This window comes from Microtetraspora glauca (assembly GCF_040656155.1).
Taxonomy (GTDB): Bacteria; Actinomycetota; Actinomycetes; order Streptosporangiales; family Streptosporangiaceae; genus Microtetraspora; species Microtetraspora glauca.
Genome location: NZ_JBFALK010000029.1, coordinates 1 through 24,083 on the forward strand (window position 1 = coordinate 1; position 24,083 = coordinate 24,083).

General features: G+C 70.3%; 16 protein-coding genes. 4 read left to right on the top strand and 12 right to left on the bottom strand.

Annotated elements, in window-relative coordinates:
- Positions 1-1,558, bottom strand: a 1,558-nt coding sequence (locus tag AB0I59_RS37315) for a DUF222 domain-containing protein (protein ID WP_358140727.1), incomplete at its 3' end; no start/stop codon positions are given.
- Between the two features lie 1,433 nt (positions 1,559-2,991).
- Between AB0I59_RS37315 and AB0I59_RS37320 the strand changes: the two genes are divergently transcribed.
- On the top strand, positions 2,992-4,311 hold the full coding sequence (locus AB0I59_RS37320; RefSeq protein WP_358140730.1) for a cytochrome P450: 1,320 nt from the start codon (positions 2,992-2,994) through the stop codon (positions 4,309-4,311).
- A gap of 317 nt (positions 4,312-4,628) precedes the next feature.
- Positions 4,629-7,238 (top strand): bifunctional acetate--CoA ligase family protein/GNAT family N-acetyltransferase, encoded by a 2,610-nt coding sequence (locus tag AB0I59_RS37325; protein WP_358140733.1) that lies wholly within the window; start codon positions 4,629-4,631, stop codon positions 7,236-7,238.
- A gap of 61 nt (positions 7,239-7,299) precedes the next feature.
- On the opposite strand, the gene AB0I59_RS37330 is transcribed toward AB0I59_RS37325, so the two are convergent.
- From AB0I59_RS37330 to AB0I59_RS37340, 3 genes are all read right to left on the bottom strand, one after another.
- A complete protein-coding gene (locus AB0I59_RS37330; RefSeq protein ID WP_358140736.1) occupies positions 7,300-8,181 on the bottom strand; it encodes a universal stress protein in 882 nt (293 codons plus the stop codon).
- Between the two features lie 90 nt (positions 8,182-8,271).
- Positions 8,272-9,261, bottom strand: coding sequence for an Acg family FMN-binding oxidoreductase (locus AB0I59_RS37335; protein ID WP_061259995.1), 990 nt, complete (start codon positions 9,259-9,261; stop codon positions 8,272-8,274).
- 118 nt (positions 9,262-9,379) lie between these two features.
- On the bottom strand, positions 9,380-10,240 hold the full coding sequence (locus AB0I59_RS37340; protein ID WP_061259994.1) for a universal stress protein: 861 nt from the start codon (positions 10,238-10,240) through the stop codon (positions 9,380-9,382).
- A 250-nt stretch (positions 10,241-10,490) separates the two neighbouring features.
- On the opposite strand from AB0I59_RS37340, the gene AB0I59_RS37345 reads away from it, so the two are divergent.
- Positions 10,491-10,925 (top strand): OsmC family protein, encoded by a 435-nt coding sequence (locus AB0I59_RS37345; protein ID WP_061259993.1) that lies wholly within the window; start codon positions 10,491-10,493, stop codon positions 10,923-10,925.
- 384 nt (positions 10,926-11,309) lie between these two features.
- Here the strand turns inward: AB0I59_RS37345 and AB0I59_RS37350 are convergent, their stop codons facing one another.
- From AB0I59_RS37350 to AB0I59_RS37365, 4 genes are all read right to left on the bottom strand, one after another.
- Positions 11,310-12,812, bottom strand: a complete 1,503-nt coding sequence (locus tag AB0I59_RS37350; RefSeq protein ID WP_061259991.1) for an SDR family oxidoreductase — start codon at positions 12,810-12,812, stop codon at positions 11,310-11,312.
- Positions 12,799-13,809 carry a YbgA family protein gene (locus AB0I59_RS37355; RefSeq protein ID WP_358140741.1) on the bottom strand — a complete coding sequence of 337 codons (1,011 nt, stop codon included), beginning with the start codon at positions 13,807-13,809 and terminating at the stop codon, positions 12,799-12,801. The genes AB0I59_RS37350 and AB0I59_RS37355 overlap by 14 nt, the downstream gene beginning before the upstream one ends.
- A 2-nt stretch (positions 13,810-13,811) precedes the next feature.
- Positions 13,812-14,351: an RNA polymerase sigma factor gene (locus AB0I59_RS37360; protein WP_082777476.1), complete on the bottom strand. Its 540-nt coding sequence runs from the start codon at positions 14,349-14,351 to the stop codon at positions 13,812-13,814.
- A 157-nt stretch (positions 14,352-14,508) separates the two neighbouring features.
- Positions 14,509-15,507: a MerR family transcriptional regulator gene (locus AB0I59_RS37365; RefSeq protein ID WP_358140744.1), complete on the bottom strand. Its 999-nt coding sequence runs from the start codon at positions 15,505-15,507 to the stop codon at positions 14,509-14,511.
- 156 nt (positions 15,508-15,663) lie between these two features.
- Here AB0I59_RS37365 and AB0I59_RS37370 point away from each other — a divergent pair, with 156 nt between their 5' ends.
- Positions 15,664-16,935 (top strand): cryptochrome/photolyase family protein, encoded by a 1,272-nt coding sequence (locus tag AB0I59_RS37370; protein ID WP_358140747.1) that lies wholly within the window; start codon positions 15,664-15,666, stop codon positions 16,933-16,935.
- A 168-nt stretch (positions 16,936-17,103) separates the two neighbouring features.
- On the opposite strand, the gene AB0I59_RS37375 is transcribed toward AB0I59_RS37370, so the two are convergent.
- The 4 genes from AB0I59_RS37375 to AB0I59_RS37390 form a co-directional block, all read right to left on the bottom strand.
- Positions 17,104-20,271, bottom strand: a complete 3,168-nt coding sequence (locus tag AB0I59_RS37375) for a DUF5722 domain-containing protein (RefSeq protein WP_358140750.1) — start codon at positions 20,269-20,271, stop codon at positions 17,104-17,106.
- 45 nt (positions 20,272-20,316) lie between these two features.
- Entirely contained in the window at positions 20,317-21,795 is a 1,479-nt protein-coding gene (locus AB0I59_RS37380; protein WP_358140753.1) for an ABC transporter substrate-binding protein, read from the bottom strand.
- A 149-nt stretch (positions 21,796-21,944) separates the two neighbouring features.
- The gene (locus AB0I59_RS37385; protein WP_358140756.1) at positions 21,945-22,910 is read right to left on the bottom strand and encodes a carbohydrate ABC transporter permease; all 966 of its coding nucleotides are present in this window, start codon (positions 22,908-22,910) and stop codon (positions 21,945-21,947) included.
- Positions 22,897-23,808 (bottom strand): carbohydrate ABC transporter permease, encoded by a 912-nt coding sequence (locus AB0I59_RS37390; protein ID WP_358140759.1) that lies wholly within the window; start codon positions 23,806-23,808, stop codon positions 22,897-22,899. Before AB0I59_RS37390 ends, AB0I59_RS37385 begins: the two co-directional genes overlap by 14 nt.
- Positions 23,809-24,083 lie beyond the last annotated feature (275 nt).

The following is a 24,083-nucleotide window of genomic DNA, read 5'->3' on the forward strand; positions in this document are numbered from 1 at the left end:
TCGGGTCGCTGCGGGCCGTGTCTGGCTCACTCCGCGTGCTGCCCGGCTCGTATGGGGCCGTGCCGGATTCCTCCCACACGACGTCCGGGCCGCCGACCGCTTCGTCCGGTTGATCCTGTGGCGGCCCCTGCCCGTCCTGTGTGGGCTCGCGCTCACTTACGGCCGAGCCCCACACGTCCGGGATATGGGCTGCATGCCGCGCGTCCCCGCTGCTGGCGTCCCCGGCCCTGGCGTCCCCGGTGCCGGCGTCCTCTGTCGCGGTGTCCTCGGTGGGGGCGTCCATGGTCGCAGTGTCGTCGGCGGTGGCGGTCTCGCTGGTGGTGATGTCCTTGGCGGTGGTGGATGGCAGGTCATCCGGGAGGGACTCGGCGTTGATCAGAACAAGGAGTTCGGTACCGATCTGCCGCTCCAGCACGGCGATCAACGTGTCAGCGTTCCGCACCCGCAACGGCCGGTCATCACCCACAGCCCGAGGCTTGGCATAGGCATCCAGCAACGCCCGCAACCGCGCCCCCGCCTCGCGGGGAAGCCGGAACTCCCCCTCCAGCCCACCCGAAGAACTCTCCCGCACCAGCAGGAAACGCTGCCGATAATCGGCCTCGGCATCGTCATCCTCACCATCGGGGTTGAGCACCGCATACAGATACCGGCCCGCCCGCGCGATCTCCGCCGGACCCGCCTGATCCGCCAACGCGACCAGAATCGGCTCCGCCAACACGGCCTGCTCATCGGTCAACCGGCCGGTCGCCGCGCAGATCGCCGTCACATACCCCTCCGCCAGACTGCCGTCAGCGAACCGAGCCCGAACCACAGGCAGACGAGCCAGCTCGACCGCGAGCGCGACCAACCGCCCCGCCCCCGCGACGCTCATCCCCGCCGCCGTACGCAACCACAACTTCGTCGACGCATGCCCATGCGCCCTGGCCTCACCAGCGGCGTGGACCCGCTCCACCCGCGCCGCGACCGCCGAAACCAGCCGATCCCGCGCGAACAACAGATCCTCTACCTCGGCCAGACACACCCCCGCGGACTCCGGCACCACCGCGAGAGCCAACGCGGACGCCGTCTCCCGGACCGACGCCACCAACGGCCACGACACCCGACCCGCACCGGGAGAAGAACCCCCAGAGGCGTCGCCGATGGTGGTCTCGCGAACCGGGGTGTCGGAAGCGGCGCCCGCAGGGGCAGCGGTGCGTGAAGCCGCGGTCTCTGGAGCCGCGGTCTCAGAAGTCGCGGTCTCTGGCGCGGTAGTGATGGGCTTTGACGGCGAGGAAATGGGATCCCGATCGCGGAAAAGTGTGCCTTGTCGCGGCCATCCGGGGAGTGGTAGTGCCTTCTCGAGTGGAACCCAGCCGGAAGAAACCCGGCTGCCGATTTCATCCTTGCCGGGAAGAAAGTCGTCAATGGCCAGCACTGAAGTGCCGTGGGATATTTCAGGAATCCCGGCCGAGCTTGGCGCCGTTACTCGATCCCACCAATCCGCATCACAAGGGCCGGATTCGATGCGATCTGCCGGTTTCTCCGAATAGAACCCGGAAGGTCCGAAGAGCTCGACCACACCCCACCCCCGATCACGGATTAGAACGCCTGTATGAATAGTGCCAGACGGGCGAGGCGTCGGCAAGTCGAATTCGCAAATAATTTCGATGATGAAATTGCTATCTTAATTCGGGAAATATCGGACGCGATACGCAAAAAGTGAGCCGAATGTGCTGGATGTCCGGCACGTTCTGCATGTCCCGCACGTTCTGGCGTTCCCGCATGTCCTGCACACTCTGAATGTCCTGCACACTCTGAATGTCCTGAATGTTCTGCGTGTCCGGCACGCTCTTCATGTTCCTGCATGTCCTGCACATTCTGGGTGTTCTCGACATTGCAAATGTCCTGCACCGCCGGGTGTTCTCCACCTTCTGGGGGAAGGCGTAAGGAGAGGGACCCCATATGTCGCGCAAGGTGCGGCGGCACCCATCGTCGGCGTGGCTGGGACGTGAGATCCCTCCCCCGGCCACCCGACCCATGCTTGTCTTCCGGTGGCACCGGCGCCGCTGGCGGTTCCGCCGCCGCTGCCGCCTATACCAGCGCCGCTACCGTTGGGGTGGGCGGTGGCACGTCGCGCGTCAGGCCAGAACTCCTGACACAGCGATCAGCCGGATGAGGCGCCGTCAGTAGATGATGGCGGTGGCGAGGGCAATAAACGCCTCGTGCATGTCGTCTCGGATCTCCCAGCGGATGCTGCGCGCGGGGCAAGAGGCGGAAACGGACGGACAGGCGCATAGCGCATCCGCCCGCTCCAAGCCGTTGTCGTCGCAGTTCTTACCAACCGAGGAGCGTCGTCATCGCTGACCGACTGCATGAGGGCGCGACGGAGCAAGCGAGCGAGCAGGAGAAGATCGACATCGTCGCGCTGCCGCGCAATGCAGTTGTGAAGGGTTTCAGGGTGCTGACCCGCAGGCGGATGGTGGAACGGATGTCTCCAGAGGCAGGATGAGCCGGACCTCCGATCCGGATGGAGCCGGACTTTTTCGGCGGGGATTTTCGAGGCTGGTCTCTCTGTCACACGGTTACCTGCAGGTGTTCTGGTGTGGTTCGTGGAGCTTGAAAGTTCCCGGGGGAGTTCGAGCAGGCGGCGGGCCCGCGCCCAATGCTCCCGGGATTCTCCGCTGTTCCCGGGATCCGCTGTTCCCTGGTTCCGCTGTTCCCTGGTTCCGCTGTTCCCCGGTCCCTCCGCTGTTCCTGGAGCCGGGAACCTTCGCTCAGGCGGCCGGGATCGTGCACCGCCCACGCTGGGCGCATGTTCGGCTTTCGAATCCTCGCGGTCGGCTACGACACCTCCGACCACCTACACCCGCTCTCCGACGGGCTTCCGGCGGACGCCGGCAACGGCACGGCGGAGGTGCACACCCATGCCTGAAGCCAGGGCCTTCGACAAGGTGGACACCTCGTCTGCGGCGTTCTGGGCGCAGCCCGCGGCCGTTCGCGACGAATCCTTCCGTGAGCTGCGCGAAGAACGTCCCGTCTCGTGGCAGCGCCCCCATCGATGTGCCGTTCCCACACAGCGAGAGCGGATTCTGGGCGGTGACCCGCAACGAGGACATCCGGTACGTCAGCAGGAACAGCGAGATCTTCAGCTCGGCCAACGGTGTCTCGCTGGAGCCGTTCCCGCTGGAGGTCGCCACGCTGACCAGCTTCTTCCTCGCGATGGACCCGCCGCGGCAGACGACCTTCCGCCGACTGGTGAGTGCCGCGTTCACCCCGCGGCAGATCACCCGGATCCAGAGCCAGATCGAGGCCAACGCCGAAGAAATCGTCGATCGATTCGCCGCCGCCCTGGCCTCCGGCGACGACACGGATGACGGGGTGGATGACGAGGTGGATTTCGTGTCCGGGTGTGCCGCGGCGCTGCCGATGCGCACCGCGTGGGAGATGCTCGGTGTACCGCCGCACGAGCGGGACAGAGTCGCCCGCGCCACTGAGGCGATCTTCGGTTCCAGCGACCCCGAATACAACCAGGGGCAGGACCCCACGTCGTTCTTCCTCGAGCAGGTCGCCTACCTGCACGGCCTCGGTGCGGAGCTCGCGCGGCAACGGCGGTGTGAGCCCACCGCCGACCTGATCACCGGTGTCGTCCAGGCCGAGATCGACGGGCAGCGGCTCAGTGACGAGCAGGTCGGCGCGTTCCTGGTGTTGCTCAGCACCGCGGGCCATGACACGACCAAGCAGACCGCCACTCACGCGATCAAGGCGCTCGCCGACCATCCGGAGCAGAAGCGGTGGCTGATGGCGGACTTCGACGGTCGCATCGGCACCGCTGTGGACGAGTTCGTACGCTACGCGTCACCTGTCATCCAGTTCACGCGTACCGCCATGGTGGACACGGTGCCGGGCGGCCGGCAGATCGCGGCGGGCGAGAAGGTCGCCCTGTTCTACCGCTCCGGCAACCGGGACGAGCGCGCCTTCGTGGAGCCAGCGGAGCTTCGGCTCGACCGGACGCCCAACCCACACGTGGGGTTCGGCGGCGGCGGAGTGCATCACTGCCTCGGAGCGCATGTCGCCAAGGCCCAGCTCACCGAGCTCCTGCGGCATGTGCTGCACCGCCTGCCCCGACTGCGGGTCGGCGAGCCCGCCTACCTCCAGAGCCACTTCATCAACGGAATCAAGCGCCTGCCCGTACGGGCAGGCGTCGCGGTGACCTGGCGGGGCACGCGGTGCCGGAACGACCCTGGGCGCCTCTTCTGGCGCCCGGGCATGCGGGGGCCGAGAGTTCGCTCGCCTCGAACGAACATGCTGGGCAAGGCGTTCTCGCCGACCTGAAGCCCTGGCCCACCTGAAAACAAGACGTGCTCGCCGACCTGAAAGACGACCTCCGGCAACGGTGCGATCACCAGACGGGCTGCGACCGCCGCGCGGACACGGTTCGACACCGCAGAGAGCGCTGAGGTGAAGGCCCCGGAAGGAGCCGCGCCGGCATGCCCTGAAGGGAACGGTGGGACGTTTGAGGGACGAGAGCCCGTCCCCGGCGGGGCACAAAGACCCTGTTTCGCACCGGCCCCCGAACAGAGGGTGGAGGTATGAAACGAGCGGCCTCCGGTGAATGCGACGTCCTTCTACGTGACGGCGGGATCGCGCACATGCGCCCACTGCGTCCTGAGGATCGGCCCGCCCTGCGAGCGCTGGTCGATCGCACCAGCGAGCGCTCGGCCTACCTGCGGTTCTTCAGCGGCGGCAGGGCCTCCGCCCATGTTTATGTGGACCGCCTGACCGAACCCGGCTTCCACGGCCACGCGCTCGTCGCGCTGATCAACGGTCGGCTCGTGGCCGTCGCCGAGTACGTGCCCGACGACACCGGCAAGGTCGCCGACCTCGGCATCCTCCTCGACGACGGCGTGCACGGGCAGGGGCTGGGCACCCTCCTGCTGGAGCACCTGGCCCTGGACGCCACCGAGAGTGGTGTGCACGAGATGATCGCCGACGTCCTGGCCGAGAACCGGCCGATGCTCGAAGTGGTACGGGACCTGGGCCTGGAGGTCGGGCGGAGCTACGACGGCGAGCAGGTCCAGCTGCGCATCACGCTGCGGCCGACCCGGCGCCTCCTTGAGAAGGTCGAGGAGCGCGCGCACGAGGCGGAGCGGGCCTCGCTGGCCCGGTTGTTCTCACCGGAGTCGGTGGCCGTCATCGGCGCCGGCCGTGACCCCTCCAATGTGGGCCATCGGGTGCTGCGCAACCTCGTCGACGGCGGTTTCCCCGGGCCGATCTACCCGATCAATCCGCGCGCCGAGCGGCTCTGCGGGCTCGTCGCCTATCCGGATCTGGACAGCGTTCCGGGGCCGGTCGGACTGGCCGTGGTGGCCGTCCCGGCGGAGGCCGTACTGGACGTGGCCCGCGACTGCGCCCGGACCGGCGTGGGGAACCTGGTCGTGGTGAGCGCGGGCTTCGCCGAGACGGGCGACGCGAAGCCGGAGGCGGAGCTGCTGAGGATCTGCCGCGAGGCGGGGATGCGCCTGGTCGGCCCCAACTGCCTGGGCGTGGTCGACACCGGGTCGGCCCTCAACGCCAGCTTCCTGCCCAAGGCGCCCGAGCCCGGCCGCCTGGCCATGATGTCGCAGTCCGGAGCGGTGGCGGTGGCGCTGATCGACCGTGCGACGGAGGTCGGCCTCGGACTGTCCGGCTTCGTCTCCGTCGGCAACAAGGCGGACGTGAGCGGCAACGACCTGCTGGAGTACTGGGAGGACGACGACAGGACCGAGGTGATCGGCCTGTATCTGGAGTCCTTCGGCAACCCGCGCCGTTTCGGCCGGATCGCCCGCCGGGTCGGCCGTACGAAGCCGATCGTGGTGGTCAAGAGCGGCCGCAGCACGTCGGGCGACCGCGCCGTGCGCTCGCACACGGCGGCGGCGGCCACTCCGGACACGGCGGTGGACGCGCTGCTGACCGGCGCCGGGGTGATCCGGGTCGACACCGTCCAGGATCTGCTCGATACGGCGCGGCTCCTGGTCGGCCAGCCGCTTCCCAGCGGCGGGCGGGTGGCGATCGTCGGCAACTCCGGCGGTCCCGAGGCGTTGACGGCCGACGCCTGCGAACGGCAGGGGCTGGAGGTACCCGAGCTGTCGGTGGAGACCCGGCGGCGGCTGCGGGAGGGCCTGCGCCCCGGGGCCGCCGTGGGCAATCCCGTCGACCTCACCGCGGACGGCGAGGCGTCGGAGCTGGGCTTCACGCTGGAGACCGTACTGGCCGACCCCGGCGTGGACGCCGTCATCGTGGTCTACACGCCGCCGTTCGGCTCCGGCCGCGCCCGTACGGAGGCGGCGATCGATGAGGCGACGCGTGGCACGGACAAGACGGTGCTCGCCTGTGTCGTCGGCCATGACGGGCTGATCGGCGGCCGGGTGCCGACGTACGCGTTCCCCGAGCAGGCGGTGCACGCCCTCGCCCGCGCGGTTGAGCACGCCCGCTGGCGCGCCCTGCCGGACGAGCCGGAGCCGGAGACGGAGTCGGAGAAGGAACGACGCGCCGTCGCGACGGCCGAGGAGATCGTCGCCCGGGAACTCGCCCGTACGCCGGAGGGAGGCTGGCTCGACCACCGGACCGCGGCACGGTTGCTCGGCTGCTACGGCGTCGACGTGGTCGAGTCGATCGGCGTGGACGGTCCGGAGAGCGCGGCGGAGGCGGCGGCGATGACCGGGCTCCCCGCGGTTCTGAAGGCCACCGGGCCCGGCCTGGTCCACAAGAGCGACGTCGGAGGGGTACGCCTGGGACTGCGTACTCCCGAGGATGTGGCCGCGGCGTACCGGGACATGGAGCAGCAGGTCGGCCCCGGCATGACCGGGGGGCTCGTGCAGCGCATGGTGACCGGCGGCGTGGAGATGATCGTCGGCGGCGTCCGGCACGCGGCCTTCGGTCCCCTGGTCATGGTGGGGATGGGCGGGGTGACCGCCGAACTGCTGGCCGACAACGCGTTCCGGGTGCCGCCGCTGACACACGGTGAGGCCGCCGAGATGCTCAGGGAACTGCGCTGCTCTCCGCTGCTGTTCGGGTATCGGGGCCGCCCCGAGTCGGACGTCCGGGCGCTCGAGGAGCGGATCGTCCGGATCGGCCGGCTGCTCGACGATCTCCCCGAGGTCGCCGAGCTCGACATCAATCCGCTGATCGTCACCCCGCGCGGCGTCGCGGCGGTCGACATCCGGATACGGCTCGCGCCCACCGCTCCCCCGCCCTCGGCGTTCCGGCGACGGCTTCGCTAGTGCGGCCGGAGTGCGGCCGGGCCCGCGTACGCGGTAACCGAGGCGCCGGACGCGCGGGGGCCTACGCGAGAGAGGACCTTCGGCCACCGGGTTCGGAAGGCACCACCGCGATGGGGCACCGGGCGTGGTGCAGGGCGCCACGGCTCACCGAACCGAGCACCATCGCGCCGATCCCGCTCCTGCCGTGCGTTCCCACGACGAGCAGGGCCGAGTTCTTGGACGCCTCGACCAGCGCCGTGACCGGGTGATCGCAGATCACCTCGACCTCCGCCGGCACACTGGGATATCTCGCCCGCCAGGCGGCGACCCGGCCCGTGGCGAGGTTGTGGCGGAGTTGCTGCATCTCGTGCGGGTCGTAGACGAACCACCCGGTGTAGAGCTCGGGAGGCAACCGCCATCCGTGCACCGCGCGCAGGGGGCAGTCACGCGACCGCGCCTGCTCGAACGCGTAGGCGAGCGCGGGCTCGCACTCCTCCGATTCGTCGATGCCGACGACCACCTCGGCGCGGGTCGCCGTGTGGCCCGGCCGTACGACGACGACGGGGACGGACGTCCGCCCGGCGACGTACGCGCTCACCGAACCCAGCAGCATCCCGGTGAAGCCTCCCCGGCCGCGGCTGCCGACCACCAGTTCGGACGCTCGCTCGGCCTCGCCGACGAGGACGCGCGTCGGTACTCCGTTGACCATCCCGGAGGATACGTCGATGTCGGGGTGTCGCTCTCGCGCGATCTGCTCGGCCTCCCGGAGGAACTGGCTCCCCGCCCGGGTCAGGGCGTCGTCCAGGCCGGGGATCGGGTAGGGCGGGCTCGCGTACGGCAGGCGGTGTATGGCGTGGACCACCCGCAGGGGCGCCCCCTTCCTCACCGCGTCGTCGGCCGCCCACACGATCGCGGCCGAAGCGGCGGGCGAGCCGTCGGTGCCCACGACGATCGGTTCGGCCATCTGCCCCATCTCCTCCTGAACCCATCTCCTTCCGGGCCCTCTCGCCGCGATCACCGCGCCGGGCATGCCCCGCACGCGGTCGCGCTCCTGTCAGGCGCCGTCGAGCACCTCGGAGACCGGACGCCGCGTCGTGCCGCCCACGTCGAGGGTGACCCCGAACCTCATGATCATCTGCGGATACTCCCCGGAGCACAGCTCCTCACGCAGGAACTCGCGCAGGTGGCGCATCTCCAGCGCCTGGGTGTGGAAGGCCGCGGTCACGTTCTCCCCGCACGCGTGCAGGAGGACGCTCTGCAGCGCCTGGCCCGCGCCTATCCATTCCTCCCGGGAGTCGCCCGGAGTGGTGAGCACCGCGACTACTCCGGGGGAGGTGGCGGCGAGGTCCGTGTCGCCGCCCCAGTTGTGGCCCCTGGCGTAGTCCCGCTGGGCGAAGTGCGGTTGGGTGCGCGTGGCCGAGCGCGGGTACGCGTCCGCGGGGACGCCGTCGCGGCGGCCGCTGCCGGGCGGCCGGGCCCATCGGATCAGTTCCAGGCTGAGCACCCGGTCCTGAGCCTGGACGTCCTGGGCCGCGCCGGTGAGCGCCGCGACGATCCGCACCGCCGCCTCAGACCGGATCGGGGTCAGCCGTGCGCCTTCGGCGGCGGCCTGCCGTACGAGCGTCTCGATGACGCGGTCGGGCACCGGCAGCGTGGTGAACCCCGCCCGGTGAGTACGGCGGCGCTCGATCTGGGCGTGCAGCGACAGCGTGTCGTCGTCCGGCCGGTTCGCGGGTTCCAGCCGGATCGTCGCCAGCAGCGCGGGGCGGTCGGGCTCGGGCAGGACCTTCACCCGCGACTCGTATCCCAGCGCGCGCAGGGCGAGGCGCACGTTGAACAGGGCGGCGCCGCAACTGATCAGCATCTGGCGGCCTTCGGGGTCGCCCACCCGGAGGCGCCGGTCGGAATCGGCCCGCAGGCTGATCTCGTCGCCGGACACCGCGAACGCCCACGGCTGGGTGTTGTGTATGGAAGGAGCCCAGACAGCGGCCTCCACCGCGGCATGGACGGCATGGCTGATCTCTTCGGCCGCACGAGCGTTCATGGCACCACCTCCGGGATGAGGCCAGCGCATCACACGCGCGCCCCTTCCGAGCAGGGCCGAAGGTCCCCGGTGACCGGCCCGTCCGACCGTGACTTCCGACACATCCCCGACCCGTGGGTCAGCGGCGTACGACGACGACCGGGCCCCGGGCGTGATGCACGACGGCGTGGGCGATGAAGCCGAGGCCGAGCAGCGAGCGACCTTCTCCCTGGGCTCCGACGATCGTCAGATCGTGCTCGGCAGACGCCTCGATCAGGGCCTTCGCGGGATGCGCGCGTACGACCTGCGAGACGAGGCGGACATCGGGCCGGGTCTCGCGCCACCCGGCGACGGCCTCGCCGAGCAGGGTCTCCTCCTCCTGCCCGACCGCCTCCACGTCGTACACGACGGGCAGCATGTCGCCGGGCCCCGTGCTGGTCGGATGGGTCCAGGCGTGGAGGAGGCGCAGGACCGCGCCGCGCAGCTCGGCCTCGCGGAACGCGAACTCGAGGACGGCGTCCTGGTCCGGCCGTCCGGTGACGCCCACGACGATCTCGCCGCGCCGGTGGGCGTGCGGCTCCCGTACGACGACCACGGGACACGACGCCCGGGAGGCGACGTACCGGCTCACGGAGCCGAGCAGCAACTCGGTGAACCCGCCACGCCCCCGGTTGCCCACGACCAGCAACTCCGCCGCCTCCGATGCGGCGACGAGCGTCTCCCCCGGGCCGCCGTTCACGATCTCGGTGGCGACCTGTACGTCCGGATGGCCGGCCCTGACCCGGTTGGCCGCCCGCTGCAGCAGTTCCTCGGCGGCTTCCGACTCCTCCGGGCCCCAGCGGCCCGGCTGCGGGGCCAGCGGGACGTGGTAGGACCACTGGAGTGTGACGTGGACGACCCGTACCGGCGTGCCGCGCAGTACGGCCTCGTTCCCGGCCCACTCGGCCGCGTGAAGCGAGGCCGCCGACCCGTCGACACCGACGACGATCGGATCCCTCATGGACGCCCACCTCTCCTCCGGAGTGGCTCGGGAGCATGGCGCCAACCCGCGTGTGTCAGTCCCCTCCCCCAAAGAATCACAACAAATCAGACATAGAGCCAAGAAAGCCTCATGCGGAAATATCAACCTTTATGGTGTTTTGGCAGGCGACGTTGCGGGCAGCCGGACAAAGAGCAGGCGTCACGGAAACAGCAGCACCGTCTCAGCAGCACCGTCTCAGCAGCACCGAGTCAGCAGCGTGGAGCCAGCCATGGCCGAGAGCCGGAGCGAAACCCTGTGTGTCGCGTGGCATGGCGGTGACCGCTTCGACATCCAGATCCGCGGGCACTCCGTGCGGATCGACCAGCCGAGAGACTTCGGCGGAAGCGACACCGGTCCCACACCGACCGAACTGTTCGTCGGCAGCCTCGCCGCGTGCGTCGCGCACTGCGCCGAGCGTTACCTCCACCGATGCCAGCTGCCCGCCGGCGTCTCGGTCACCGTGCGCTACGACCTCGGCCTGCAACCGGCGCACCTCAGCAGGGTCATGCTGGAGATCCATGCTCCCGGCCTCCCGGAGGGACTGCGGGACTCCTTCACGGCGGCCGTACGGCACTGCCCGGTGTACAACTCCCTCTACATGCCGCCCGAGGTGACGTTCGACGTCCTGACCACGGATCACGAGGCCGTCTGCCATCACGCCTAGGCAGCACGTACCCGTTCAAGGTAGGCGACGAGGGCGACCATCTCGTCGGCGGGCCGGCCCGTACATGGCCGAGGAGCTCGTCGACCAGCCTGGCCCACTCGGTCCTGGCCGCCAAGAGCTATCGAACATCGAGATCATCTCCAGAATCATCGTAAATTTATCCGAATCGGGCATCAACGCGCGGTCCAGCTGGTCCAGCAGTCCGCGGATCCGGTGCTTGAGCCGGTCGATCCGTTCGGCCTGCTCCTCCAGCTCGCACAGCTGTGACGCAACGCGCGCACGGTCACCCCGCTGGCCCGTGCCAGCTCACCGATGCTCCACCGGCGTCCGGCGGCGTCATTCCCGATCACACGGGTAACGCTAGAACCTGCCGCCACGGCGGGTTCACGGCCGCGCCCCTCCGCCCGTACGGCCCGGCCGGCGGGCGGCGGCTCTGGCGATGTTCCCCGGCATGCGCCCGAAGATCAGCCCGTGCAGCGGGGTGATGGTCCGCCAGTACAGGTGGCCGAGCAGGCCGTGGGGATGGAAGATCGCCCGCTGGCCGTACACGGTGCGTCCCTTGTCCTCCTGGCAGGTCAGCTCCAGCCAGGCCAGGCCGGGCAGCCGCATCTCGGCGCGCAGCCGCAGCAGGGAGCCCGGCACGACCTCCTCCACCCGCCAGAAGTCGAGGGCGTCGCCGATCCGGAGCCGGTGCGGGTCGCGCCTCCCCCTGCGCAACCCGACACCGCCCATCAGGCGGTCGAGAAAGCCGCGGAGCCGCCACGCGACGGGCAGGGAGTACCACCCGTTGTCGCCGCCGATGCCCTCGATCACCCGCCACAGGCGTTCCGGCGGGGCGTCGACCGTCCGATGCCGCTCGTCCACGTACAGGCTGCCGCCCGCCCAGTCGGGGTCGGTGGGCAGCGGATCGCTCGGCGCGCCGGGCATCGACGCGGAGGACCAGCGGGTGACGACGTCGGCCTCCTTGATCCGGCGGAGCGCCAGGTCCACCGCCTGCGTGAACCCGATCAGGCCCTCGGGCGGGTCCGGAACATACCGCGCGATGTCATGTTCCCGGCAGATCGCCTCGCCCCGGAGCGACTCGACCAGCGGTCGCGCGATGCCCGCCGGGACCGGCGTGACCAGCCCCACCCAGTAGCTCGACAACCGCGGCGTGAGGACCGGCACGGGCATGATCAGCCGGCGCGGCAGGCCCGCCACGGCCGCGTAGCCCCGCATCATGTCCGCGTACGTGAGGACGTCGGGGCCGCCGATGTCGAAGCCCCGGTGTACGTCGTCCGGCAGCGCGGCGCATCCGACCAGGTAGCGCAACACGTCGCGGATCGCGATCGGCTGCGTCAGGGTGCGCACCCAGCTCGGCGTGACCATGACCGGCAGCCGCTCGGTGAGGTAGCGCAGCATCTCGAACGACACCGACCCGGAGCCGATGATCACCGCGGCCCGGAGGACCGCCGTGCGGACGCCGGAACCGAGGAGGATCCGTTCCACCTCGGCTCTGGAGCGCATGTGCGGCGACGGCCTGCTCGGCGGCGTGAGGCCGCCCAGGTAGACGACGCGCCGCACGCCCGCCTCCTCGGCCGCGGACGCGAACACCCTCGCCGCCTCACGGTCCCGCGCGGCGAACGCACGGGAGGACCCCATCGTGTGGATGAGGTAGTAGGCGACGTCCGTTCCCTCCAAGGCTCGTACGGTCTGCCCGTGATCCGCGGCGTCCGCCTTCGCGATCTCCACTCTGCCGTGCCAGGTCTGGTCGCGCAGCCGGCGCGGTGTCCTGACCATGCATCGCACGCCGTACCCGGCGCCGAGCAGTTCGGGGACCAGCCGCCCGCCGACGTAGCCGGTGGCGCCCGTCACCAGGCAGCGGGTCGCCCGCTCAGGCCGGGACATGGTTGCGCAGGCCCAGCTCGTGGGGGTAGGGCGACAGATACGTCTGGTCGCGCAGGTACGCGGCGCCCGCGCCCCTGGCATGGTGCCGGAGCAGGGCGAGCGGCACGCTCAACGCCACCAGGTGGGCCTGGTAGTCGTGGATGACCTCGTCGAGGTCGGCCCGCCGGACCGGGTCGAGGTGATCGCTCACCATGCCGAGGCAGTGCTGCAGCACGTTGACGTTGCGCCCGATGGTCGCGCGTACGGCGAGCGCCGCGCGGAACTCGTCGGCGTAGTCGGCGGCGAGCCGGTCACCGGCGCGGACGCCCGCCTCGGCCACCAGACCGCCCATCCGGCGGTAGCCCACGGGGTCGTGCGCGAGGATCTGCAACTTGTGGCGGGAGTGGAAGGCCACCAGGGCGCCGGGACGCATCCCGCCTGCTTTGCCTGTTTCACCGGTGAGGAACGCGCGCAGCCGGGCGTGCGCGAAGATCCGCTCGATGAACGCCTCGCGCAGCACGTCGTCGTTCAGCCGCCCCTCGTCCTCCACGGGCAGGAGCGGGTGCGCATCGACGATCCGGGCGGCGAACACGCCCCGGTTCCGCCGGTCGGCGGCCGCGTCTCCCGCGTAGACGGGGATGCCGTGGATCCCGCAGCTCGGGCTCTTCGCCTTGAAGACGTAGCCGTCCACGTCCAGGGTCGCCGCCCTCGCGGTCCCCAGGGACGTCATCGGTTCGGTGAGATCCCTGCGGGTCTTCCGGGTGACCAGGCGCGGGCCGTCGGGAGAGCGTTCGAGCCTGAGCGTCTCGCGGGGCGTTCCGAGGCCGATCTCCATTTCAGGACAGAACGGCACCCAGTCCACGAACTCCGACAGAGGTCCGGTGAGGAGGCGGTCACGACAGTGCCCCCCGTTGAACCGTACGGGCTCACCGAGAAGGCAGCTCGACACCGCCACCCGCGGCCGGACGTGTTCGACGCCCGAGTCGGTGGTCGCTCCGACGCTCGCGTGCGTGCTCATGTTCATGTCGCCGCCGATTCCAGAAGTGCGGAAAGCCGGTGCAGGCCCCGGGTCGTACGGGCCTTGATCGTGCCGAGGGGGACCCGGAGGCGCTCGGCGATCTCCCGCTGGGTCAGATCGCCGTAGTACGCCAGCGCGATGGCCTGCCGCTGGGCCACCGGCAGCTCGGCGAGGGCCCGGCGGACCAGGTCGCGGTCGGCGAGGTCGTCCCCGGCCGCGCGGCCGTCCGTCGGCTCCGCGACTGCCTCGATCGGCACGGTACGCGGCGCGCGGGCGCGCAGATGGTCGACGGCCCGCTTGTGCGCGATGCCCAGCAGCCAGGCGGACAGGCTCCTGGCCGGGTCGAACCGGTGCCGGGACCGCCACACCTCGGCGAAGACGACCTGCGCCACGTCGTCCACGTCCTGCGCCGGAACCAGCCGCCGCAGGTAGGAACGGACCATCGGCGCGTACGTCCGGAAGCACTCGCAGAGCGCTCCCGGCTCCCCGCGCGCGAGAAGCGTCTCCATCGTCTCGCTCGTGTCGCCGCGTGTGTCGTCCATGTCGACGAGCCCCCGTTTTCGGACGTGTCCGCTGCGGTGCCCCCGGCGCTGCCGCCGTGCTCCCCCGGCCGTACAGAAAACTACTCAAAATCTATTCATAGGCAGGCGTGCTGAGACCCGTCAACCTCATCACGAGCATGAGGCCACCAAGAACGGGTCAAACCAGTGCGGCCATGACCTGGGAGACGGCCTCGTGGAAGGTGCTGACCCGGATCACGTGAGGGGGCAGCCCGTCCCACCAGCCGGTGCCGCCGACGATGATCCGGCCGGACGGGCGTTGTCTCGGCAGCGCGGCCAACGGAGCGGGGTCGCCGGTCTCGCGCATCTGCGACCAGACGACGACGGCCACCGGATGCAGCCGGCGTACGGCCCCGGCGAGCGCGGAGGACGGCGTCCTGGCGCCGAGCATCCGCGTCTCCACTCCACGCTCGGACGACAGCGCCGCGGCCAGCGCGTGGATCGGCAGGCTGTGCTGCTCGTCCTCCGCGCAGGCGAGCAGGACCGGACGTGGATGCACCGGCCTGGCCGGCCGCGCGGACAGCGCGTTCAGCGCCGCCATGAGCCGGTCGGAGAACAGGTGCTCGACCTCGACGCCCCGCCCGGTCTCCGCCTGACCGCGGCAGATCGCGGCGAATGCGGGCAGGACCAGCCGCCCCCACGTCCACTCGACGCCGTGCCGGGCCAGGGCGGCGCCGATGCCGTCCGCCACGGCGACGGAGTCCAGCGCCGCCGCCGCGCCCACCAGGCGGGCGGCGGTGGGAACACCCTCGCCTTCCGGCGCGCGCGCCCCCGCGAGAGCCGGTCCGGAACCTCGCCGGCCCACGACGGCGGGGGACGGCTCCATGGGCTCGGGCCGGGGAGCCGGGCGTGGCGCCAGCGCCGCGCTCGCCGCGTCGGCGGGCACGTAGCCGGCGCGGATCAGGCGGTGCATCTCCCGCAGGCGTCGCAGGTCGGCGGCGCTGTACCTCCGGTGGCCGCCGGGGCTCCGGCCGCTCGCGCCGATGCCGTACCGCAGGTTCCAGGTGCGCAGCGTGGGGATCGGCACGCCGATCATGCGGGCGACGGCGCCGATGCCGTAGCCGTGCTCACCCCCGTGCTCGTCCTCGATGACCGGTGTGCCGCCGGTCTCCGGTGTCCTCGGCGTTTCCTCGTCCATCGCTCCGTACCGTGCCATGCCGTGCCTGCCCATGCCGTCACGCGCCGTCTGCCGCTCCAGCGTGCCATCCGCGGGAGCACCCCCATGCCAGTCGATTCGCGTACGACCCCCGCCGCGGATGCAACCGCCGGGGCGCCGGCGCCGAATGCTTCGTCGATGGACACCGCGATTGTGCTGTTCACCAGGGACCTGCGCGTGCACGACCACCCGGCCCTGTCCGCCGCCTGCGAGCGCGGCGGCCGCGTGGTGCCGCTGTTCGTGCTGGATCCCGAGGTGCCCGCCGGCCACCGGACCGGCTTCCTGCTCGACTGCCTGGCCGATCTGCGCGAGTCGCTCCGGTCCCGGCACGGCGACCTGCTCGTACGGCGGGGCGACGTGGTGGCCGAGACCATGCGGCTGGCGCGTGAGGTGGAGGCCGACGCGATATACGCGAGCGCCGACGTCAGCGAGCTCGGGCGGAGCCGGGAGCGGCGGCTCGCCGGAGAACGGGTCGACGTCCGCCTGTTCCCCGGCCTGACTGTCGTCCCTCCCGGCGCGCTGACGCCGTCGGGAGGCGGAGACCACTACCGGGTCTTCACGCCCTATTGGCGGGCGTGGTCCCGCAGTCGGCGCCGCGCGGTGCTCCCGGCGCCGGCCCGCGTCCCGGTGCCGTCCGGCCTGGTTGCGGGCGACCTGCCCGACCATTCGTCGCACCCGGCCCTGGAAGGCGGCGAGTCGGCCGCCCGCGCCCGCATGAACCGGTGGATGACGCGGGGGCTGGACGGCTACGCCGACGGGCACGACGACCTGGCGGGCGACCGCACCTCGCGGTTGAGCCCGTACCTGCGCTTCGGATGCGTCTCACCGCTGGAGCTCGCCGATCACGCGGAGGCGGGGGCGGACGAGGAGCACACGTTCGTCCGGCAGCTTTGCTGGCGCGACTTCTTCCACCAGGTGGCCTGGGCGTTCCCGCGGATCAACCGCGACGACTACCGGCCGGGCTCCCGGCGGTGGCGAGACGACGCGCACGCGGTGAGCGCGTGGAAGGAGGGCATGACGGGCGTCCCGATCGTGGACGCGGGCATGCGCCAGCTCCTCGCCGAGGGGTGGATGCACAACCGGGCACGCATGATCGTGGCCGACTACCTCGTCAACCACCTGGGCGTGGACTGGCGGGCGGGGGCCGCGCACTTCTTCGACCTGCTGCTCGACGGAGACGTGGCGAACAACTCCGGCAACTGGCAGTGGATGGCCGGCACCGGCAACTCCACCCGCCCCGGCCGCGTGCTCAACCCGGTGCGGCAGGCGAGGCGGTTCGACCCCGGCGCCGCCTACATCCGCAGGTACGTCCCCGAGCTGGCCGGTCTTCCCGCGATCGACGCGCGCGAGCCGTGGCGCCTGTCCAAGGAGGTCCCCGGCTATCCCGCCCCGCTGACCCCCGTCGAGTGATCGGCCCCACGGTCCGGTGACCGTCTGCGTGAACTCCATGATCCCGATCGCGGCCGCGGCGGAGGCCGGGGCCCCCTGACCGACGGGGACGCCGGCGCCCCAGGCTCCGGCGTCCCGGCTCCGGCGTCCCCTCGGCCCCTGGCCCGGGAGGATCGGTGTGGAGACTTGTCAGGAGATGCTGCGCCCCTCCACCGCGTCGAGCACCAGCGGGGCGGTCCCCGCGTCGCCGCGAAGGCCGAACCCGTAGCGGTACCCCGCCCGCACGTCCGGGTCGGTCAGCTGCGGGAGATGCTCGAGCGTGGCGGCGGTGAGCAGCTTCCAGCCGTCACCGGAGTCGGCGTACATGGCGGCCCGGTCGCCGACCAGCGACAGGGCGAACCGGCCGCCGTCCGGGATCGTCACGCCCTGCTTGACGCCGAAGACCGCGAGGCCACCCGGCACCTGCGGGCCGCGCACCTCGAAGCCGGCGAACTTGGCGGTGTTGACGTAGAAGGCCGCCACGTCGGTCGTCCCGTCCTTCACCAGCCCGGCGTACACCGTGTCCATGTCCGTGGAGTTCCCCTGGAACTTCCTGATCGTGATCGCGGTGCTGAACGCCGGGTTGCGCGGCGAGACGTCCCCGGCGACCAGGCCGAACCAGCTCGCGGTGGGATGCTCCGCCGACAGCGTGCCACCGCCGACAGTCAACTGCGGCGTCTCCTTGTCCTCCGGCAGCACCCGGTGCGTCTGGTAGCGCGCCGAACTGTCGGTGTCGAAGGTGTCCGAGAACTCCCGGTTGGCGAACGCGTCCGGGTTGGGCGGCACGTAGGCCGCCGCCGCCGGCAGCCGCACCGTCACCCGGTGCGTCTCCCCGGCGTAGGTCGCGCAGACCACCGGATGGTTCCCGTCCACCGGCGAGTACGCGGTGAGTTTCGTGGTCGTCGTACGGCTCTCGCCGGTCCGCGCGCCGGTCACGCGGAGCACCGCGGGATCGACGGTCACGCTGTCACAACCGCCCAGCCTGATCGAGCCGACGAGAGGCAGCACGTCGTGGTCGGTCACGGTGAACGTCACCGCGGACCCGATCACCCCGCGCTCCGCGGCCGAGGCCGTGATCTCGACATTGCGGTGCCCCGCCGAGGGCACAGCCACCGGGGCCAGACTCAGCCGGTCGATCTCGTAGGAGCCCGCCCAGTCGGAGCCGACCGAGCCGCGCACCCACACCTTGACGCGGGAGATCGCGCCACGGCCCGCCCATCGGGACAGGTCGAGGGTGAGCCGGTTCCAGCCGCGGGCCGGGTCGATCGAGCCCACGCCCTCCGCGACCTGTCCGTCGGGACCGTAGACGCGGACCTTGGCCGAGAACACGTTCCCGGGCGTGAAACCGTCGTCGGCGGTCTCCGGCACGCGCACCGACACCGACAGCTGCGGCGTGCGCGAGGCGTCCAGCGCCTTGTCGAGCAGCAGGTCCGCGCCCTTGTACGGCTTGGCGTACATCGACCAGGACGGGAGGTCGCGATCGAAGCTCACGCGCAGCGCGTGTCCGCCGTCGACCGCCACCCGCTCGACGGCCGCGGCGTTGTCGGAGGGGCGCCAGCCGCCGGTGTCCTGCTCGAAGTCGGAGATCACGCGTTCCAGCGCGGGCTTCGCGTCCAACTGGACACCGACGGTGGACGGGACCTTCCGTGTCGCGAGCTTCGCCGGATCGAAGCCCGGGATGGCATCCTTCCAGTCCGCGATGCCGATGATCTTCTTGGCGAACTCGGTCACCTCGAGCGAGCGCTCGGTGTCGATGTACCTGAAGACGTCGTACAGCGGCTTGCGGTCGCCGGGGTTGGACGGGGACGTGTGCTCCTCGTCCCAGGTCCACAGGCCGAGGCGCAGACCGCCCTCCTGCTTGTGGTCGACGTGCCGGTGCAGGATGAACGAGTCGATACCCTCGGAGAACGCGATCTTGTAATACGCGTACGCGTAGGCCGCGGCCTGAAGCTTGAGCGCGTCGTCGGTGTAGTCCTGGGAGTTCAGCCCCTGCTCGGACAGGATCACCCGGCGCGGCCGCCCGTCGAAGAGCAGACGCTCCTGGGCCAGATAGCGCGGCAGCACCTCGATGTTCTTGAACGTGATGCGCAGCGTGTCGAAGCCGTCGGTCGCGGTCTTGTCGTTCCAGAACGCCGGATCGAACAGGTTCTCCGGGTACGGATGGTAGGCGATGTACCAGTCGAAATCGCCCTGGGCCTTGGTGATGGCGTTGAGGCCCTCCACCACGTCCCTGCCCTTGTAGGTGTACGTCGGGTCGTCGCCGACGGCGCCGGTCCAGAAGTGGGTCAGCGACGTGTAGACCCGTCCGTTGGCGTCCGCCTTACGCACGGCCTGCCAGGTCAGCCGCAGGGCACGGGCGTACTGCTCCAGGAAGACGCCCCGCTCCTGGTGCCCCATGTTGTACCAGTACTGCTGGGCGTCGATCTCGTTGCCGACGATCCAGCCCCAGGCCCTGCCGTACTTCGCGTCGGCGCGGGTGTAGCGCTGGGCGAAGAAGTCCATCGCGGCGGTGAAGTACTCCTCGCCTTGGGCGTTCTTCACGTTGAAGGCGTACACCGTGCCCTTGCCGATCTCCGCGTCGGGATGGATCAGCGTGGACGCCGCCGAGCCGGCCTTCTTGCTGTCGTAGACCAGGACGATCATGTTGACCAGGATCCCGTTGTCCGACAACGGCTTGACCTGCGCGTCCACGCCTGTGACCGCGCTCTTGTCGAAGTAGTAGCGCTTGCCCTGCGAGACGAACTCGATCGTCTTGCCGGGGTCTCCCGGCCCGGCCAGCATCACCGTGTCGAGGGCCAGGTTGATGGCCGCGTGGGCGGTGCCGAGCTCCTCGGCGTCGTCGGTCATCTGCACCTGCAGGCCCTTCTTGCCCGGCACCTGCGGGTAGGGGGACTGGTTCGCCGCGGGGAAGCGCAGGTCGGTGGCGTAGCGCACGCCGCCGAGCACCTCACCCCCGTCGGCGACAGCGAGGAACTTGTCGTGCAGCCGGTCCTCGTCTCCGTCCAGGCGGGGCACCTCGGCGGTGAACGTGCCGTCGGCGGCCGCGTCGACGGTGGCGACCGGCTGCTCCCCGGCGCGGCTCTCGGGGTCCTGCCAGGCGTCGAGCGCGTACAGCGTCACCCGGCCGCCGTTCGACGCGCCGGTCACCACGACCGTGTCCTGTCCGACGGCGACGCCGGTGACGCCGAGGGCGGTCCGCGCGTGGGCGGGAGTGCTCACCGTCAGTCCCGAAAGGGCCAGGGTGAGCGCGAGGAGCCCGCCGCGCAGGCGCGCGGAGCGCGTGCGGACCCGTGGTGAGGACGAGTGTGTGTGCGACATTCCATCTCCTGCTCGGGGGGTTGGTGACAGGAAGTGATCGCCTGGTTACCTGGCCCAGTCCTCGTCACCCCAGTTGTTCTTCTTGATCCCGGCCTCGACGCCGCGGTCCCACCACTTCTGCAGGTCGGGCAGCTCCTCCTGCAGGGAGCGCTTGCCGAGCAGGAAGCCGTCGAACACCTCGCGGAAGGGGGAGCCCTCCGGTCCTCCGGGCAACCCGTGGACCCGGTAGATCTTGCCCCACTCGCCTTCGAGCAGGCCGGCGGTCTCGGACGACGGCTCCACGCCCTCGATCGCGGGCAGCCCGCCGGTGGCGTCCAGCCAGGGCTTGATCGCGGGCGAGCTCATGAACTGCAGGAACTTGATCGTGGCGGCGTACTTCTCCCCCTTGACCGTGGACGGGACCATGTAGCTGGTGCCGCCGACCGAGGCCCCGTAGCGTGCCGGGGCGTCCGTGGACACCGGAGTGGTGGCCTTGGTGATCGTCGGGAACGGCATGGTGCCGATCGCGAACTTCGCGTCCGTCTTGAGCGCCTCGACGGCGAAGTCGGTGCCCCACGACATGGCCGCCTTGCCCGTGACGAAGTCGCGGTAGCCGACGGTGGCGCCGCCGTCGGCCACGCCGCTCCAGTTCGGCGTGCCGTTGTCGAAGAACTCCTTGTAGAGCTTGAGCGACTCGGCCACCTCCGGCGTCTTGGCGGCGGTGAGCGTGCCCTCCTTGATCGCCTTGGAGAGAGACTTCTCCGTCACGCTCGGCGCCTTGCCGGGCTTGCCGGTGACGTCGAAGTAGTTCCACTGGTCGTAGTACTTGTCGGTGAGCTGCGTGGTGATGGACTCCCAGGTCCAGCCGGCGGCGAGCGCGCCCTTGTCCAGCGCGACGGGGTCGTACCCGGCGGCCTTGAGCTTCGCGCAGGCGGCCCGGAAGTCCTCCCAGGTCGCGGGCGCCTGCTGGATGCCCGCCTTGGTAAAGGCGTCCTTGTTGTAGAACAGGCCGATCGCCACCAGGTTGAACGGGATGTACTCCAGCTTCCCGCTCTCCTTGCTGAGCGCCTTGGACACGTCGGGGCCGAAGTACTCCTTCCTGAAGACGTCGATCCAGCGCTGGTTGCCCGGCACGTACGGGTTGGGCTTCTGCAGCTCCTCGTCGAGCGCGTGCACCTCGTGGGCCTTGTGCGGCGGCTGGTTGAAGACCAGTTCGGGCGCGGTGCCCGCGGCGAGCTGGGACGTGATCGTCTGGGTGAAGCCGTCGAGCGGGAGCACCTGGGTGCGCACCTCGATGCCCGGCTCGCGCTTCTCGAACGCGTCGACGAGCGCCTCCCAGGCAGGACCGAAGCTGCTGCCGCTGGTGTTCCACTGGTTCGGACCGGCCAGCGTGATGGTCACCTTGCCCTGACCGGCCTCGCCGGTGTCGGCCTTCTTGTCGGTGCCGAGCAGCCCGCAGCCGCCGGTCGCGACCGCCAGCGCCGGCAGTGCGGCCAGCAGCGCGACGGAGGGCGTGCGCGTACGGCGGGGCGTACGTGAAGTCATGATGGAACCTGATCCTTTCTGGGGGGTGATGCTGATTGATACGTTTCAATCGCATGCTCGGCCGATGCCGGGCAGAGATCGAACCGAGGGCGGGTCAGAGGAAGCCGATCACAGGGGTCAGGTCACGTGGAGCGGGTCACGGGAGCGGGTCATTTCCCGGAGACGATCCCGCCCTGGATCCCGGCCAGGAACCACTTGGACAGGAAGGTGAACAGCAGCAGCAGCGGGAGGCTCGCCAGCGCGTACCCCGCGAACAGCGGCCCCCATTGCTGGGCGTTCTGGTTGGCGAAGAACGCGAGGCCCGCGGGAATCGTGCGGAACTCGTCCGTCTGCACGGTGAGAAGCGGCCAGAAGTAGTCGTTCCACACGCCCAGCACGGTCACCAGCGCCACCGTGCCGATGACCGGGCGGGCGAGCGGCAGCATGAGCGAGACGAACACGCGGATCCCGCCGGCCCCGTCGACCCGGGCCGCCTCGAAGATCTCCTCGGGGAGCTGCGCCATGTAGGTGCGCATGACCACGATCCCGAACACGGTGTTGCCGGTGATGTGCGGGATGATCAGCACGAGCCGCGTGTCGAGGATCTCCAGATCCCGCATCAGGATGAACAGCGGGATCAGGCTCGTGATGGAGGGCACCATGAGCAGCGCCGCGACGAGGCCGAACAGGACGTTCCTGCCGGGGAAACGGAAGCGGGCGAACACGTGGGCCGCCGCCGTGGCGAGCACCAGCGCGCCGGCGATCGCGAGCCCGGCCACCACGAACGACGTGAACAGGTAGGGGCTGACCTTCTCCCAGGCGACGGCGTAGTTGCCGAGGTGGACCGGCCAGGCGGGTGTCCAGTAACTCGCGTAGAACTGCTCGTTGTCCTTGAAGGACGCGACGAACATGAACAGGTAGGGGAACAGCCCGGCGAAGGCGAGGAGCGAGAGCAGTCCGCCGACGACCAGGTCGGTCCGGCGCGTGCGGCTCACCCGGTTCCGCGCGGCCGGTCGGGACACCGTCCGTGCGCCCACGCCCACACCCGTGTCCGTGAACGGGGACGGGGACGGGTCCATGTCCGGGGACGCGTTCGGGGACGGGGACGCGTTCGGGGATTCCTCACGCAGCGGCACCCTTGCCTCCTCTCTTGCCGATCAGCAGCGCGCCCACACTCACCCCGAGTGTGAGCACGAAGAGGACGGTGCCGAGAGCCGCCGCGTACCCCCAGCTCGTGTCCAGGAACGCGGCGTCGAGCATGCGCAGCACCGGGACCTGGGTGGCGTTGTCAGGGCCGCCCTTGGTCATGATGTGCGCCTGCAGGCCGTACTGGAGCACCGCGATCACCGCGAGCACCAGCAGCAGCTTGACGTCCCGCAGCATCATCGGCAGGTCGATGCTCCAGAACCGCCGCAGCCGACCCGCGCCGTCGACCGCCGCCGCCTGGTAGATCTCGGCGGGGACGTTCTGCAGGGCGGACAGGAAGACCAGGAACGGCAGGCTCGCCACCCACGGGAAGCCGACGGTCATCAGCGCGGCGAGCGCGGTGTCCGGGTCGCCGATCCAGTTGTGCGCGAGCCCGTCGAGGCCCACCGCGCGCAGGAAGCTGTTGATGACGCCGTCCCTCGGGTCGTACATGAACTGCCACAGCAGCACGTTGACCACGGCGGGGAAGGCGAGCGGAAGGATGAGCAGCGTACGGAAGACGAACCGCAGCCGCTCGCTCGACAGCGACATGACCAGTTCGGCGGCGAGCAGCGGGAACGCCCACATGAGGGTGGTCGCCCAGATGAAGATGATCCCGACGTTGCGGAACGACTCCCACCACACGTCGTCGCCGAGCATGGTGACGAAGTTCTCCAGGCCGACGAACGGTGAGCTGAACCCCGGCCGCCACTCATAGAAGGAGTGCAGCATCCCGCTCAGGGCCGGGTAGTACGCGAACACCGCGAGCACCACGAAAGTGGGCAACAGGACGAGGTAGACACCCCACGGGACGCGCCGGCGTCCGGGCGATGCCTTACGGCTGATCACGATGGAACGGCCTCTCCGCTAATCATGTGGAACCTCACGACGAACATGGAATGACCTCCGGCCCGCCGATCGGTTACCCAGGAGGCATTTGAACGTTTCAGGAGTGTTTCGAGTCTCGTCATCCCCTTCGCACGTGTCAATAGCCAGGGATAACGGTTTGTTCACCATGGGAGGGTGCGCGGCGTCGCCGCCTCATCCGGGTTCCGCCTGGTGAAACGTTCAACTACCCGGGGCCCGGCGAACGCCCAGGACGGCGAGGTGGAGCGGCGGACTTC

What these genes read in the sequence shown, in the direction of transcription:
- AB0I59_RS37325 (WP_358140733.1), top strand. Translation starts at nt 4,629, where the DNA reads ATGCGCCCACTGCGTCCTGAGGATCGGCCCGCCCTGCGAGCGCTGGTC.
- AB0I59_RS37360 (WP_082777476.1), bottom strand. Translation starts at nt 14,351, where the DNA reads ATGGACGACACACGCGGCGACACGAGCGAGACGATGGAGACGCTTCTC.
- AB0I59_RS37380 (WP_358140753.1), bottom strand. Translation starts at nt 21,795, where the DNA reads ATGACTTCACGTACGCCCCGCCGTACGCGCACGCCCTCCGTCGCGCTG.
- AB0I59_RS37345 (WP_061259993.1), top strand. Translation starts at nt 10,491, where the DNA reads ATGGCCGAGAGCCGGAGCGAAACCCTGTGTGTCGCGTGGCATGGCGGT.
- AB0I59_RS37370 (WP_358140747.1), top strand. Translation starts at nt 15,664, where the DNA reads ATGGACACCGCGATTGTGCTGTTCACCAGGGACCTGCGCGTGCACGAC.
- AB0I59_RS37365 (WP_358140744.1), bottom strand. Translation starts at nt 15,507, where the DNA reads ATGGACGAGGAAACGCCGAGGACACCGGAGACCGGCGGCACACCGGTC.
- AB0I59_RS37375 (WP_358140750.1), bottom strand. Translation starts at nt 20,271, where the DNA reads ATGTCGCACACACACTCGTCCTCACCACGGGTCCGCACGCGCTCCGCG.
- AB0I59_RS37350 (WP_061259991.1), bottom strand. Translation starts at nt 12,812, where the DNA reads ATGTCCCGGCCTGAGCGGGCGACCCGCTGCCTGGTGACGGGCGCCACC.
- AB0I59_RS37335 (WP_061259995.1), bottom strand. Translation starts at nt 9,261, where the DNA reads ATGAACGCTCGTGCGGCCGAAGAGATCAGCCATGCCGTCCATGCCGCG.
- AB0I59_RS37340 (WP_061259994.1), bottom strand. Translation starts at nt 10,240, where the DNA reads ATGAGGGATCCGATCGTCGTCGGTGTCGACGGGTCGGCGGCCTCGCTT.
- AB0I59_RS37330 (WP_358140736.1), bottom strand. Translation starts at nt 8,181, where the DNA reads ATGGCCGAACCGATCGTCGTGGGCACCGACGGCTCGCCCGCCGCTTCG.
- AB0I59_RS37355 (WP_358140741.1), bottom strand. Translation starts at nt 13,809, where the DNA reads ATGAGCACGCACGCGAGCGTCGGAGCGACCACCGACTCGGGCGTCGAA.